At 38.1% G+C, this 13,985-nt stretch carries 15 protein-coding genes; 3 read left to right on the forward strand and 12 right to left on the reverse strand.

The window, feature by feature from the left end; translation table 11 throughout:
- Positions 1-26: 26 nt before the first annotated feature.
- Positions 27-365, forward strand: coding sequence for a PG0541 family transporter-associated protein (locus tag ACT6XC_RS04600; RefSeq protein ID WP_277075150.1), 339 nt, complete (start codon positions 27-29; stop codon positions 363-365).
- A gap of 7 nt (positions 366-372) precedes the next feature.
- On the opposite strand, the gene ACT6XC_RS04605 is transcribed toward ACT6XC_RS04600, so the two are convergent.
- The 9 genes from ACT6XC_RS04605 to ACT6XC_RS04645 form a co-directional block, all read right to left on the reverse strand.
- Positions 373-663: a hypothetical protein gene (locus ACT6XC_RS04605; RefSeq protein ID WP_443740959.1), complete on the reverse strand. Its 291-nt coding sequence runs from the start codon at positions 661-663 to the stop codon at positions 373-375.
- Positions 664-716: 53 nt separating this feature from the next.
- Positions 717-1,532, reverse strand: a complete 816-nt coding sequence (locus tag ACT6XC_RS04610) for a gluconate 5-dehydrogenase (RefSeq protein ID WP_443738010.1) — start codon at positions 1,530-1,532, stop codon at positions 717-719.
- 132 nt (positions 1,533-1,664) lie between these two features.
- A complete protein-coding gene (locus ACT6XC_RS04615; protein WP_443740960.1) occupies positions 1,665-2,096 on the reverse strand; it encodes a chemotaxis protein CheW in 432 nt (143 codons plus the stop codon).
- Between the two features lie 6 nt (positions 2,097-2,102).
- Positions 2,103-4,178, reverse strand: a complete 2,076-nt coding sequence (locus ACT6XC_RS04620; protein ID WP_443740961.1) for a methyl-accepting chemotaxis protein — start codon at positions 4,176-4,178, stop codon at positions 2,103-2,105.
- A gap of 26 nt (positions 4,179-4,204) precedes the next feature.
- Complete coding sequence (locus tag ACT6XC_RS04625) at positions 4,205-4,570, reverse strand: response regulator (RefSeq protein WP_443738013.1); 366 nt, start codon at positions 4,568-4,570, stop codon at positions 4,205-4,207.
- Between the two features lie 67 nt (positions 4,571-4,637).
- Positions 4,638-5,837, reverse strand: coding sequence for a protein-glutamate methylesterase/protein-glutamine glutaminase (locus ACT6XC_RS04630; RefSeq protein ID WP_443740962.1), 1,200 nt, complete (start codon positions 5,835-5,837; stop codon positions 4,638-4,640).
- Between the two features lie 77 nt (positions 5,838-5,914).
- Positions 5,915-6,769: a CheR family methyltransferase gene (locus ACT6XC_RS04635; RefSeq protein ID WP_443740963.1), complete on the reverse strand. Its 855-nt coding sequence runs from the start codon at positions 6,767-6,769 to the stop codon at positions 5,915-5,917.
- Positions 6,769-8,889, reverse strand: a complete 2,121-nt coding sequence (locus ACT6XC_RS04640) for a chemotaxis protein CheA (RefSeq protein ID WP_443740964.1) — start codon at positions 8,887-8,889, stop codon at positions 6,769-6,771. Before ACT6XC_RS04640 ends, ACT6XC_RS04635 begins: the two co-directional genes overlap by 1 nt.
- Complete coding sequence (locus tag ACT6XC_RS04645; protein ID WP_443738017.1) at positions 8,882-9,244, reverse strand: STAS domain-containing protein; 363 nt, start codon at positions 9,242-9,244, stop codon at positions 8,882-8,884. Before ACT6XC_RS04645 ends, ACT6XC_RS04640 begins: the two co-directional genes overlap by 8 nt.
- Positions 9,245-9,327: 83 nt before the next feature.
- Between ACT6XC_RS04645 and ACT6XC_RS04650 the strand changes: the two genes are divergently transcribed.
- Positions 9,328-9,831 (forward strand): chemotaxis protein CheW, encoded by a 504-nt coding sequence (locus ACT6XC_RS04650; protein ID WP_443740965.1) that lies wholly within the window; start codon positions 9,328-9,330, stop codon positions 9,829-9,831.
- Positions 9,832-9,838: 7 nt separating this feature from the next.
- Here ACT6XC_RS04650 and ACT6XC_RS04655 read toward each other — a convergent pair whose 3' ends face one another.
- From ACT6XC_RS04655 to ACT6XC_RS04665, 3 genes are read right to left on the reverse strand one after another with little or no spacing between them, the layout of a single operon-like run.
- On the reverse strand, positions 9,839-10,438 hold the full coding sequence (locus ACT6XC_RS04655) for a chemotaxis protein CheD (protein ID WP_443740966.1): 600 nt from the start codon (positions 10,436-10,438) through the stop codon (positions 9,839-9,841).
- A gap of 6 nt (positions 10,439-10,444) precedes the next feature.
- Positions 10,445-12,160 carry a hypothetical protein gene (locus tag ACT6XC_RS04660; RefSeq protein ID WP_443740967.1) on the reverse strand — a complete coding sequence of 572 codons (1,716 nt, stop codon included), beginning with the start codon at positions 12,158-12,160 and terminating at the stop codon, positions 10,445-10,447.
- A 35-nt stretch (positions 12,161-12,195) separates the two neighbouring features.
- Positions 12,196-13,194 (reverse strand): P-loop NTPase, encoded by a 999-nt coding sequence (locus ACT6XC_RS04665; RefSeq protein WP_443740968.1) that lies wholly within the window; start codon positions 13,192-13,194, stop codon positions 12,196-12,198.
- Between the two features lie 61 nt (positions 13,195-13,255).
- On the opposite strand from ACT6XC_RS04665, the gene ACT6XC_RS04670 reads away from it, so the two are divergent.
- Positions 13,256-13,885 carry a tetratricopeptide repeat protein gene (locus tag ACT6XC_RS04670; protein ID WP_443738022.1) on the forward strand — a complete coding sequence of 210 codons (630 nt, stop codon included), beginning with the start codon at positions 13,256-13,258 and terminating at the stop codon, positions 13,883-13,885.
- Positions 13,886-13,985 lie beyond the last annotated feature (100 nt).

Consider the following 13,985-nt stretch of genomic DNA (forward strand, 5'->3'; position numbering starts at 1 on the left):
AACAAAAAGTCGGAGAGGAGGTCTTTATGGAGAATAAAATGTCATATATCGAAAATATCAGAAAACACGCCGGAAAATTGACACGGCTGGAAATAATTACTTCCCAGGCGCTCGAAGAAGACTTTAGGGAAGAATTTAAAGAGCAGAAAGTCGCAGCCCGTTACACAAAACTTGCAAACGTAATGGGAGCCGGCTATTCAAACCCACGCCTCGGAGACGCAATCTGGCCGCAGCTCAACATAATGTACATAATTTACTGCCAGGAAGAAGAGGCCGAAAAAATAATCGCAATCTGCCAAAAACTCCGCGAAAAATACATGGCGGAAGGCATTGCCTGCTTTAAAAGCAGCGCCGAAGAAGTTTAGCTGGCCGCTAGTTGTCTGCAAACACAAAACATAATTTTTCTAAAAAGCGATGGATAATAAATCTGTCGCTTTTTTTTATTTTGGGCGTTTCCTTCAGCCGTACAAAAACAGCAAAAACGTCATTGTCCGCCAGCAAGTGGCGGCAAAAAACATAAAAAAAACACAATCCCACACTAAAAAACACACAGGCCGCGCTTTCCGTGGCTACGGCGTCTACCGCGCCTCCGGTGCTGCGCACTTGCAGGCAACCACTACAATCGCTAACGCATAAAACGCCTGTTTTGTATTCGTTTTTCATAAAAAAAAGCACTCCAATTGAAGGAGTGCTTTTTCAAATCATTGCATTATTGCTTATTTAGGCTGTTTTCCGATATATGCAAGAATACCGCCGTCAACGTACAAGATGTGTCCGTTTACTGCGTTTGATGCATCAGAAGCCAAGAATACTGCTGGACCTGCAAGTTCTTCTGGGTCGAGCCAGCGTCCTGCCGGTGTGCGTCCGCAAATAAACTGGTCAAATGGATGACGTGAACCGTCTGCCTGTTTTTCGCGAAGTGGTGCAGTCTGTGGAGTTGCAATGTATCCAGGTCCAATTCCATTACACTGGATGTTGTCTGCACCGTATTCAGAACAAATGTTCTTTGTAAGCATTTTAAGTCCGCCCTTTGCAGCTGCATAAGCAGATACAGTTTCGCGTCCAAGTTCTGACATCATTGAACAGATATTGATGATTTTTCCGTGTCCCTTTTTAATCATTCCAGGAATTACTGCTTTTGAAACGATGAATGGAGCGTTAAGGTCTACATCGATTACAGCGCGGAAGTCTTCTGCTGACATTTCTGTCATTGGAATTCTCTTGATGATACCAGCATTGTTTACAAGAATATCTACAACGCCAACATCTTTTTCGATTTTTTTAACAGTTTCGATAACCTGATCTTCTTTTGTAACATCACAGATATATCCGTGTACATCGTTCATTCCGTTTTCTTTGTAGTTTGCAAAACCTTTATCAAGCTGTTCCTGTCCACGGTCGTTAAAAACGATTTTTGCGCCAGCAGCATGGAATGCTTTTGCAATTGCAAAACCGATGCCATAAGAAGCGCCTGTAACCCAAGCCACTTTGCCAGTAAGGTCAAAGTCTTTCATTTCAAATGCTTTTGCCATTTTTTTATAGCCTCCAATAAGTAATACTTTAAAGATATAAAAATGACTTTGTAAGGTCAATAAAATTACGCCGTCATATTTAACAAAATTATTTCGCTTTAAAAAAGCGTCTGTTGAATTCTGACAAATTATTTACAAATCTTCAAGACCAAGAACAAAAATATTTTTATCTTCAAACTTCAAGACTTTTTTTATATTTTCTCTAGGGATTGAACATTTGCACTTTGTCTCAACTTCCTCGTCTTCTTCAAGATTCTGTACATCCAAAACTTTGTCGGCAACCAAACCGTAAAGCGTTATTTTTTCGCTCTCGCCTTCCTGCTTTTTTACAGAAATAACGATAATTTTTGTGCTTTTGTCCGGCTCTTTTTCTTTTAAACTAAATTTTTTTCGCAAATTGATAACTGAAATTCCCTGTTCGCGAGAATAAATCAGTCCTTCAATATAATTTTTTGCACCAGGCATTATCGTAAAATTTCCATAATTCAAAACTTCGAGAACATTTGTAATTTCTACTGCGCAAATATTTGAATCTAACAAAAACGTTAAAAATGAATTTTTCATTTGCGTTTAAAATTCCTCAAAATCTGCGTCTTTAATTAAATCGGCAGTTGTTTTTCGAACAACAGTTCCCGAAATCGGATTGTTTTTCGGTTTTTCAGAAGTTTTTTCTTCTTTTTTTTGAACTTTTTCTTCAACTTCCTTTTTTTCAACAGGCTTTTTAAGTTCAGTTTTTTCTTCTTTTTCCTGTTTTTTTGTTTCTTCTGGTTTTTCTAAAGAATTTTTTAGCATTTCTTCGTTTTCTGCCACATTCTGATTAAATTCATCTGGTGTTTTAAAGAATGCAATTGTCTGAACAAGTTTATGAGCTTCGGAACTGAGTTCTTCCGCCATAGCAGCCATTTCTTCGGCGGCACTTGCATTTTGCTGAACAACGCTGTCAAGCTGAACAATTGCCGTAGAAACCTGCTGAGCTCCGTTATCCTGTTCACGGCTTGCAGTTGCAATTTCCTGAATAAGCATTGAAGTTTCTTCGATTGAAGGAACAAGTCCGCCTATCATTTGTCCTGCATTTTCTGCTGTTGCCAATGTATGAATAGAAATTTTACTGATTTCTGCGGCAGATGCCTGTGTTCGTTCTGCAAGTTTTCTAACTTCGCTTGCAACAACCGCAAATCCTTTACCTGCATCTCCTGCTCTGGCAGCTTCGATTGCAGCGTTAAGAGCAAGCATGTTTGTCTGTCCGGCAATGTCTTCGATTACGCCGATTTTTTCAGAAATTGTTTTTACAGCTTCTACAGCCTCATTTACGGCAAGGCCACCTGCCTCGCTGTCTGCATTCGTTTTTGCAGCAATCTGGCTTGTTTTTGCCGCGTTGTCCGCTGTCTGACGGATATTGCTTGTCATCTGCTCCATTGTTGCGCTCATTTCTTCGGTAGAAGCGGCCTGTTCGCTTGCCCCGGAAGAAACAGCCTGGCTCGAAGAAGAAAGCTGTTCACCGCCTGCACGAACATTCATTGCGGATTCACGGACAGACTGAATCGTTTTTATAAGCGAGGTAACCATGTTTGAGAGCGCAAAGGTCATATCGCCAAGTTCATCTTTACGTTTTTTGAGTTTTTCAACAAGCTTTAAATCTTCTTTTTTTATTATAAGATCTCCGCCAGAAATGCTTGAAAGCGCGTCACGTATGCTATTGAGAGGTTTTGAAATTGATGAGGCATAAATCCATGAAATAATCACTGAACCTACAATAAAAATCAAAGTTACTGCAAGCATAAGAATTTTCATCATGTCGACAGAACTCATAAATGCTTTTTCTGGAACCATAATCGCAAATGCCCAGTCTGTCGAAATTTCCTCATTTCCAATTGAAGAATATGCAGTGTAATACTTTTGTCCGTAGAATTTTATTTTTTCAATGCGGGATTCACCATTCATCATCTTTTTGCTAATACCAGCAAGGTTTTTAAAAATATTATTTTCCATTGAGAGCGCTTCAAAAGTCGAATTTCTGCCTTTTGCCGCCGCAATTGTATTTGCAATCAAAATTCCATCTTTTTTGCTAATTATAAAAGACTCTGTGCCATTAACAAAATCCATATCTTCTGTAAAATCGTCCAAAAGACTCGTATCTGTCTTCATTGCAAGGATTCCAGAAATATTGTCATTTTCGTCACGCAGAGGAACTGCAAAATAAAGCGCAAGTGCTCCTGTCGTTTTTGCAATTACAGGACCGTCAACTGCAGATTTTCCGTTTATTGCCTGTTTAAAATATTCGCGTTCACGAATTTCGCATCTGTTTCCGTTCGATGTGTATCCGTGTCCGTCTTTATCTGCCAGAACAAAATAATTTGCTCCATAAAAATTCTTTTCAGTGCCTTTTAAAACAAGCGCCTTTTCTTTTATAGAGAGGTTTGAGCGTAAATCTTCGCGACTTGCAAGCGCATTTACAACATCAAGATTTGCCTGAATCTCTTTAACTGCAAGTTCTTTTGTCGTATGAATAAGATTGCTTATTCCATGATTGGTTGTAATATCTACTGCGTCGCTGGCAAAAAATATTGAAATTCCAGCTAACGAAATTCCTAAAAACAAAGAAACAAGCGCAACAAATCCAGTAACTGCATGACGAATACTTTTCATAAAGACCTCTCACTAAAAGATATTTTCTATCCAATTATTTTTTTAACAATGGCAATAAGTTTTTCTGAAGTAAATGGTTTTACAATCCAGCCAGTCGCTCCCGCAGCCTTGCCTTCTTCCATTTTTGACGACTGATTTTCTGTCGTAAGGGCGATTATCGGTGTAAACTTATAACCATCGGTCTTTCTGAGTTCTTTTGTAAACTCAATTCCATCCATATTCGGCATATTTATATCTGTAATGATTAAATTGAATTTATCAGTCTTTGCTTTTGCCAGTCCGTCAACTCCGTCCTCGGCTTCTACAATTTCATAGCCTTCTTGACCCAAAATAAAAGAAATACTCTTTCTTATAGAAACTGAATCATCAACAGCAAGAATTTTTTTCAGCATAGATAGTTCTCCTCCAAGTTGTAAAACAAATTATTTATATTTTACCATTTAATTATCATTTTCTGTTTTAATAACACGTTTTTATATGGTTAAAATTCATCTGCATAATTTTTGCTTTTGTGCAGACTTCTTCCGCAATTTTGTCCAAAGGTAACACCTTATCGACAGCCCCCGCTTTTACGGCTTCGCCTGGCATTCCCCAGACAATGCTTGTTTTTTCGTCCTGGGCAATATTGTACGCTCCAGCGTCGTGCATTTCCTTCATTCCGTGAGAACCGTCATCCCCCATTCCGGTCATTATTACTCCGATTGCATTTTTTCCAGCATATCGCGCAGCAGAACGAAAAAGAACATCGACTGAAGGCCGGTGCCTTGTCACGAGAGGACCAGCTTTTATTTCCACAAAATATGAATTTCCTTCACGCTTTAAAAGCAGATGACTGTTTCCTGGGGCAATCAAAACCGTTCCAGTTTTTACAACATCGCCGTTTGCCGCTTCTTTTATGGTGACTTTAGAAAGTCTGTTCAGTCTTTCGGCAAAAGCCTGTGTAAAATGTTCAGGCATGTGCTGGACAACGACCATTCCCGGACAATCTTCTGGCAAAGCGCCAAAAAAATCTTTTAAGGCTTCTGTTCCACCTGTACTCGCGCCAACTACGACAACGGGCTCAGAAATTCCAAGAGAATTTGCAATCTGAGTATCGGGCTTTTTCATAATCACGTCGGCAGTATATTTTGGTTCAATAATCCGCCTTTGAATATCGTTTTGTGCAAGACTAGAATCTTCTTTTTTTTGAACAGAAGGAATTTTTGCTGCCAAAGAATGTGCTACGGCCTGCGAAGGAATCAGTTGCTTAATTTTTCCAGTGCAACTGTACGCAGATTTGACTGCATCGCAAAGACGAATTTTTGACTCTTCAAGAAACTGTTTTGTTTGAAAAGACGGTTTTAGAATAACTTCGCATGCGCCAAGATCATAGGCTTTTAACTCTTCTGGAGAATTGTTTTTTACGAGAGCAGAACAGATTACGATTGGTATCGGATCAATTGTTTCATTCATCTTTCGCAAAAAAGTAAGTCCATCCATCCGGGCCATTTCAATGTCAGAAATTATTACGTCAGGACGTTCATTTTGAAGCATGTGAACAGCAACAATCGGATCTGTGGCAGTTCCAATTACACGAATTTCCGGGTCTGTTTCGAGAACCTGCGATAATGTCTGTCGTACGAGCGAAGAGTCATCAATTATCAAAACTTTTATAATCATTTTTTTTGTCCGTTTTTTGTCAGGCAAAAATTCAAATTCTGCACTTATTCACAGAACCGAATTTAAGACTGTCTTTTTTACTCTTTTTTAAAAATTGTCGGTCCAACCGTTTTTAACGGCAATTCCATTCCAAAAATCGTCTCCGAATGTCCAAGAAATAAATATCCTCCCGGAACCAAATGCTGCAAAAGTTTGCGGATTACGCTCTCCTGAGTTGCTTTATCAAAATAAATCAACACATTCCGGCAGAAAATTGCGTTTTTTTGAGTAGTTTTTGGATAAACCGAATCCATAAAATTCAGCCTTTCAAAAACAACTTTTTCACGAATTTGCGGTTTTAAGCGCACACAAGGATTTGTTAAATCTTTGCTTTTTAAAAAATATCGTTTTTTTAAATCATAACTCAAACTTTCTACTTCCGACATTGGATAAACCGCATCAACCGCCTTATCCAAGACTTTTGACGAAATATCCGTGGCAAGAATCGAATAATCTTCGATTTTTTCGGGATTTTTCCTCATAAATTCTTGCATAACAATAGAAAGCGTGTAAGGTTCCTGTCCGCTTGAACAGCCTGCCGACCACAATTCAATTTTTTTTTCGTTTTTTTTGGCAAGTTCAGGAAGAACAACATTCGTTAAATACTCAAAATGCACATTTTCCCTAAAAAAATTTGTAAGGTTCGTCGTAACCGCATTTATCATACGAGCAATTTCTTCGCTTCCTTCCGGAGTGTTTGAAAATGCAAGTTTTAAGTAGTCGTCAAAATTGTCCATTTTCAGGCTTTTTAAGCGACTTGTAAGGCGAGATTGAACCATAAGCCGTTTTTCGTCCGGCATTTTTATTCCAACATTTGTGTGAATAAAGCTAGAAAGTTTGTGGAACTGAGAATCCGTCAACGCTGCAGGAGAAAAAAAACCAATTTCACACATTATTTTTTTCCTGCTTCTTTTGAATTGACTAAATCCGCCAGTTTATAGACATCGAGAATAAGAGCTACAGAACCGTCTCCCAAAATCGTAGAATTGCTTATTCCAAGACAATTCTGATAAAGTTTTCCAAGAGGTTTGATTACAGTCTGGTGGCTTCCCAAAATTTTATCGACAATAATTCCAACCTGCCCTTCCTGAGAATTTATTGTGACAACTTCTTTTTTTTGTAAATAAGATTCTGGAATCTTAAAAAATTTCCGCAAGTCAATACAAGGAACGTCTTTTCCGTGAACAAGAGTATGAGGAAAGAGAGTTTCGTTTTTTTTGCCAGCCTGCTCAAAGAAAAGACACTCAGAAATCGTATTCACTGGAATTATGTACTTTGTGTTTCCTACTTGAGTGAGCATTCCGTCGATAATTGCAAGCGTAAGCGGAATTTTTAGAATAAAACTTGTACCTTTGTTCGGTTCTGATTCAATCGAAATTGAACCTCCAAGCGAAAGCACGTCTTTTTTTACAACGTCAAGGCCAACGCCACGGCCAGAAACATTTGAAACCTGTTTTGCAGTCGAAAATCCTGGCTGAAAAATAAAATGAAAAATTTCCGATTCAGAAATTTTCTCGTCTTCCAAAATCAGTTTTTTTTCTATCGCTTTTTTTCTGATTGCATCCTTGTCCAGGCCTTTTCCATCGTCCGAAACAGTGATTACAACTGCTCCCGTCTGATGCTTTGCCGAAAGAGTTACAGTTCCTTTTGGAGCTTTTTTGTTTGCAATTCTTTCAACAGGAAGTTCAATTCCGTGATCTACGGAATTTCGAATTAAATGAATAAGCGGATCATTGAGTTTTTCGACAACAGTCTTATCAAGTTCAGTTTCTGCTCCTTCAATAACCAAATCGATCTGTTTTCCGAGCTGTTCTGCAAGATCTCGAACTGTACGCCGGAATCTTGTAAAAAGCGTTCCAATCGGCAGCATCCGGATTTCGAGGGAAGTGTCGCGCAAAGAAACCGCAAGTCGAGAACTCTGTTCACTCAAATTTTTTAAAACAGGCAAATCTTTTTCTATTGCAAGTTGTTCAAGTCGCGCATTAAAAGTTACAAGTTCGCCGATCAAGTCTACGAGAGAATCCAGTTTTTCAGAACTTACACGGATTGAACTCTGAGAAGATGATGAGCCTGAAACAGGAGTTTCGCCGTTCATCGCCTTAAAATGCTGCTGTTCTGCCAAAGCTGACTTAATCTGCTGGTTAGAAACAAGCTGCTTTTCTACGAGAATCTGCCCAAGCTGCTTGTGTTCCTGCATAACCGAATCAATCTGGTTTTTAGAAATATCGTTTCTATCAATGAGAATTTCGCCGATTCTGTGGTTTTCTTCTGGATTTAATTCGATTTTTTCGACGGTGAATGAAGATTCATTGTCCAAAAAAATAAAAACATCTTTAATATCGTTTTCCGTTTTTTGCGTTGTAAGAATTATATCCCAAGAAAAATAACATTCTTCTGCGTTAAGTTTTGAAAGTTCTGGCAAAGAATCATAAAAAGAAACCACGGTCGCATTTCCCATTTCTGAAAGTTCTTTGACCAAAAGTTCAGGGCGCGTTCCGTTCTGCAAAATTTTTTTGCTTGGTCTGAATTTTATTCTGTACGTTGAATCTTGTTCTTTTGTTTTTGCGGCAGGATTTTGATTTTGAGAAGAATTTCCAGTTAAATTTGCAGCGTCTTCCGAAACAGTTCCGCCATTTCTGGCAACATAGGTTTTAAAAGCAAGAATTAAAGTTTGCGAAGTCTGCGTTATTTCTGGCGTAATTTCTTGTCCGGCATCGAGCATAAAGCGGATATGATCGCGGGCTTTAAGAAGCAAATCTATAAGTTCATTTGAAACAGGAACAATTCCGTTTCGAACCTGGTCCATTGCAGACTCGGCTTCGTGCGTAAATTCAGAAATTGCATTAAATCCGAACATTGCCGACGAGCCTTTTATCGTGTGCATCGCCCTAAAAACAGCGCTGACTGTTTCTGAATCGGTAGGATTTTCCTCAAGCGTCAAAAGTTGTTCTTCGAGATTGTCCAAAAGTTCATTTGCTTCTTCAAGAAAAACTGAGCTTATTTGTTCAAGCATTTTTACTTTCCTCCGATTTTGATTCTGTTTTGTCGATTAAATCTTCAAAAGAAACTCCGCAACCACAAACATATTCTAAAATTGCAGGAGGAATGTCGCTCTTTAACAAAAAATTTTTCTTCTGGGCGTCGGCTTCTTTTTTTGCAGCCAAAATCAACTGGATTCCCGTAAGGTCAATGTCTTCAAGCTCGCTCAGATCGATTAAAACAAGTGGATTTTCATCAATTGCTTTTTGCAGTTCAACTTTAAGCTTTTCTGCAGATTCAATTCCAGCAGTTTCCGTCCATTTTATGATATTTGATTTTTTTTCTTTTTTTGCAGCCAAACCAAGTTCCCCAAAAGCAATTTCTGTCATTTTAAAGTGAATTTTAAAAATTTCAAATTTTGTAAATTCTCTTGTATAATAATTCTATCGTCAGTTTTAGGAGACGTCAAATTATGAATGAAAGCCATTTTTCTACAGAGCCCTTTTTTTCGTTCAATTTAAAAGATGAAATGTTTTCGCTTCCAGTCAAATATGTAAAAGAAGTTTTTGAATTTGAAACAATCACTTCAATTCCAAATTCCCTGCCTTATTTAAAAGGCGTGATGAATGTGCGTGGCGGAGTAGTTTCAATTGTCGATTTGCGTAAATTATTCGGTTTTGAAGTTTCTGACGATTTAACGGGAACGCAGGTAATCATAATGGAAATTCCTCAAAAAAACGAAAAACCAGTCTTGCTTGGAATTCTTGCCGACAAAGTTGATATTGTAAGCAGACTCAACATAATTCAGGCCGACTCAAAAGATTATGGAATAAACGAAGGTCAGGATTTTGTAAAATCGGTTGCGCGCCGTGGAGAATCTTTTATTTTGATTTTAAACCCGGAAAAAATTCTCTCATATATCGAAGCCGACGTCGAAAAAGCGTTTGAAGAAGTTTTAAAAAAAGCCAATTTTTAGTTAAAAACTACAGGCCTTTTGAAAGCCGGTTTAATTCTGCAAGATATTCCAGATATTTTTGCTCTTTGGATTTTATAAAATCTTCATCGTCTGGATTATGCGAATCTATGTGTTTTAAAAATACTTTTGCGTTGATTGGATCAAAAAAAATCTTCCGTGGCAAAGTTCCGCCAGTGTCAGCACTTTTTATTTTGACATTGTGAGATTTTAAGTATTCGAATGCAAAATCAACATTTGCAGTTCCGACAAGAGATTTTCCGTTCTGAGGTTCAGAAGAATTAAATATATTTCCACCGCCAAACACTTTTGCAAAACACCTTTTTAACGACGCGCCTTTGCTTTCCATGTCGGCAACAAGCATTTCGACCGCGTATTCTCCAAAACGACCCAAAAGTCTGTCCTGAGAACCGTCAATATCCAGATTAGTGTCCCTTGCCAGCATAAAATGATTCATTCCACCGACTTTTGCAATCGGATCAAAAAGGGCAATGCTCACACACGACCCCAAAACAGAGGAAATCATTTCAGGACCTGTCGAAGACCAGTATTCTCCTGGATAAAGAGTAACAATATTTCTATTAAAATGAAGATCAAAATAGCGATTCATGTAAAATTAGAAGAAAGTAATTTCTCCTTGCTCTGCTCCATGTTCAATTTCAAAACCGCCGATTTTTCCAGCTGCTTCTTTATGAGCCGTAATCGTAAAGTGATTTATAATCTCGCTGAATTTTGAATTTTTTATATTCCATTCAGAAATATTTTTTGCTGCAAAGAGTCTTGAACGTACAGACAAAAGGTCTTTTACCTGTTCAGACAAATCGTCGCGACATTTTTTTAATTTAAGGTTCAGATTATTTATTCCAGAAAGATCTTCCGCCACGAGTCTGCATTTTTCGTCAAAACCTTCTGGGAAAACGTCAAAATGAGCAATTATTTCATAAAGATTTTTCTGCGTAATCTGAAGTTCATCAAAAAATTCAGCCTTTTCTCTGCGCAAATCCAACATGCTCTGATTGTCTTTTGTAATCGAATTGTTAAATTCAACAAGAAGATTCGATGCTTCGTGGATAAATACAGATAAAAGTTTTTCCATAGAGTCGAGCGACAAGTTTGAAGAGTTTATCAAGTTATCCATGTCCGTTACAGAATCTTTTACCTGTTTTATTGCTTCGTTTTTGGCAACTTCAATCTGTTGCAAAATGCGCACGTGATGAAGCCTGCTCATAACAGGACGAAGGTTTCCAAAAACCGTGTACATTGTGCGCGCTTTTTCGTTTATGCTCTGAGTTACATGGAGCAAATCTTTCTGAACAAGATGATAACTGTTAAACCCGTCCATCATCTCCTTAAACCTGCCGACTACCGCAGAAAGTCGCATTGCAACATTTTCTCCGCTGCCAGAAGTTTCGTCCAAAAAACGCGTTGAAAAATTGTTTTTCTGAGATTTAATTGATTCAAGCTTTTCTGTCACATCGCTCCAGTTTTCGTCAAACTCAACAAAACCTTTTGAAACGTAATTTATAATGTCGTTCAAAACATCAACGCAAAGTTCGTAAAGCGCAATATTAAAGCAAACCGAATCAAGTTCTTCATCGCTTCCAGAAACTTCCGTCTGAGTTTTTACTTCTTGAAGGCAGGCTGTCACGTGTTCAAGTCCCTGGCGAATAATATCTTGAAGCTGCAAATTTTCCATTGCTTTTTGAATCGGAGGATAAATCAACTCAAGGTCACCGTCCATTGTCGAAAGAGGAACAGAAATCGAACTGATGATTGATTCAATTCCCTGCGAACCTGCATTTCCGCTCGTCGAAACATTTTCCTGCGAAGTCAAAATTCCAGAAAAAATATCCTTAAGTTTATTGATGTGTTCGATAAGCTGTTTTTCTTCCGCTAAAAGCTGGTCAGAATATTGGAACATGTCGTTGGAAAGACGTTGCAAATTTTCGGTAATACGGCTGAATGCCTGACCTTTTTCGCCAGATTTTATCGAAATTACCATTGCATTCAAGGCAATAAGTTCCATTTGTTCAGAATCTTCTTTTACGCCGGCAATAAATTTGTCAAGTTCCGAAAGCGTTTCTATTTTGCTATTAAGCTGATCAAGAAAAGGTTTATATTTATCTTGAGAATTGTCAAAAACTTCTTTTTCAGATGCAGTTGATTTTTCGTTATTTTCGCCTAGTCTTTTAATAACCGCCTGTAAATTTCTAAGCGACGGACTTATTTCTTTGTTCAAAAGTGATGGAAATAGATTTCCCAGATCCAAAAAATATTTTTGAGATAAATCGCTGGTTTCCTTTACTGAATCCAAAATAAGTTGTAAATCCATTTGTCTTACTCCCATTAAAATTGTCGCATCAGCATCTATTCTTCTGCTAGTGCAGTTGTAAATTCTTTATCAAGAATCTTTAAATCCCTGTCTTTAGAAATATCATCGGCTTCAAACCCATTAAGTTCGTTGTATCTGTAAGAGTGAATCATAATTCTTTCCGCAGAAGTTTCAATTCCCCTCACAAAACCAGAACCTGGATTTGCAAGTGCCAGAGGCTTTCTCAAGGCAATCGAAAAACTCACCTGTTCGTCTTTTGGCAAAAAACCGACAAAATCCATATTTATACCAAGTTTTTTTTGAATAAGCGAGCGCAATCTCTTTGCCATTTCTAAATCGGCAGAATTTTGACCTTGGTTAAATATTATCTGCGGTCTATATTTTAAAAGTTCTGTTTTTGCAGATTTTCCTGTTTCTGGAAAATTTTTGCAGATTTTTTTGACAAGTTCAACAAGTTCCGCATCACTTCCAGTTTCCGCACTTTTTAAATATCCGTTTATAAATTCCCTTTCCGGACTCTTTGCTTTAAACTGCCTCATAAAGAAACGGAAAACCGCCGCCTTCAAAAAACTGTACGCATTCAAAATTGAAGTCAATTCAGGCGTTGTTACCAAAAGCGAATTATATGTAAGCAGGAAAAAGTCCAAAGTGTTGTAAGTTGTTCCGGCTCCCAAATCCAAAATTACATAATCTGCATCCTGAGCGTTAAGAGCCTTTATAATTCTGCGTTTTGACGAATTGTCCATATTTGCAGTTCCTGGATACATGCAGTCGCCAGCAATAAAACTTAAACCAGGAATCTGCGTTTCTTGCAAAAGAGAAGAAAAGTCTTCGGTCTGACGATAAATAAAATTGCCAAGACCGGCGTGATTGTTTTTTAAGCCGAGCAAAGTATGCAAATTCGCTCCGCCAAAATCCAAATCCGCAAGAATAACATTTTTTCCTTTTTGAGCCAGAACTGTCGCAAGGTTTACAGCATAGGAACTTTTTCCGACACCGCCTTTTCCACTGGCAATTGGTAACAGATTAGTCATTTTATTCAATTATAAATGGCTGATGTTGATTTTACAATTGCAAAACTGTTATTCTTACCTTATGTTAAAAAAATTAAGAAAGATTTTTGTTTCAAGCACTGTTCTTTTAAGTTCAGTTTTATTTTTTTCGTGCACAAAACCTGGAGATTCAAGCGTACAGCAGGCAGTAACCGCTTACGGAGCCGGCAAATACGACCAGGCCCTCGAACTTTTTAACGAGGCTCTCGAAAAACAGACCCGCTATTCCGACGAACTGATTTTTGCCTTTATTTCAAACATTTATTCGGCACAAGAAGATTTTGAAAACGCGGCAATCTGGATGGAAAAATCTCTCGAAAAAAAACCAGATTACCGGAATTACGTCACACTCGGAATGGATTGGCAAACCTTAAAAAATTATCAAAAAGCCGAAGAAGCCTACAAAAACGCCATCAAAATGAATGAACAAAAAGGCGAAGGCTGGGCAAGTTTGGGCATGCTCTACCTCGAAGAAGGAAAATCCCTCGAAAAATCGATCGAAAGCCTAAAAAAAGGCGCAGAATTCGCACCAAAAATCGCCGTAATCCACGCCTATCTCGGAGTAGCATATTTAAAAAACAATCAAAAAGACCTTGCCGAACAAGAATTTGCTCGTGCTCAGGAACTAAAGTGCGAAAATCTCGAGCAGATAAAAGAAAAATTTTTAAAATAGGGGGCGGCTTTTGGAGTTCAGTTCAAAGCCGGACGCTTTTCGCAGCTCCAACCTTTGCCTCAAAATTAAAATTACAAAATTCCTGCCCTTTTGATGAAAT

It is taken from the genome of Treponema berlinense (assembly GCF_052273165.1).
In the GTDB taxonomy this organism is placed as follows: Bacteria; Spirochaetota; Spirochaetia; order Treponematales; family Treponemataceae; genus Treponema_D; species Treponema_D berlinense_A.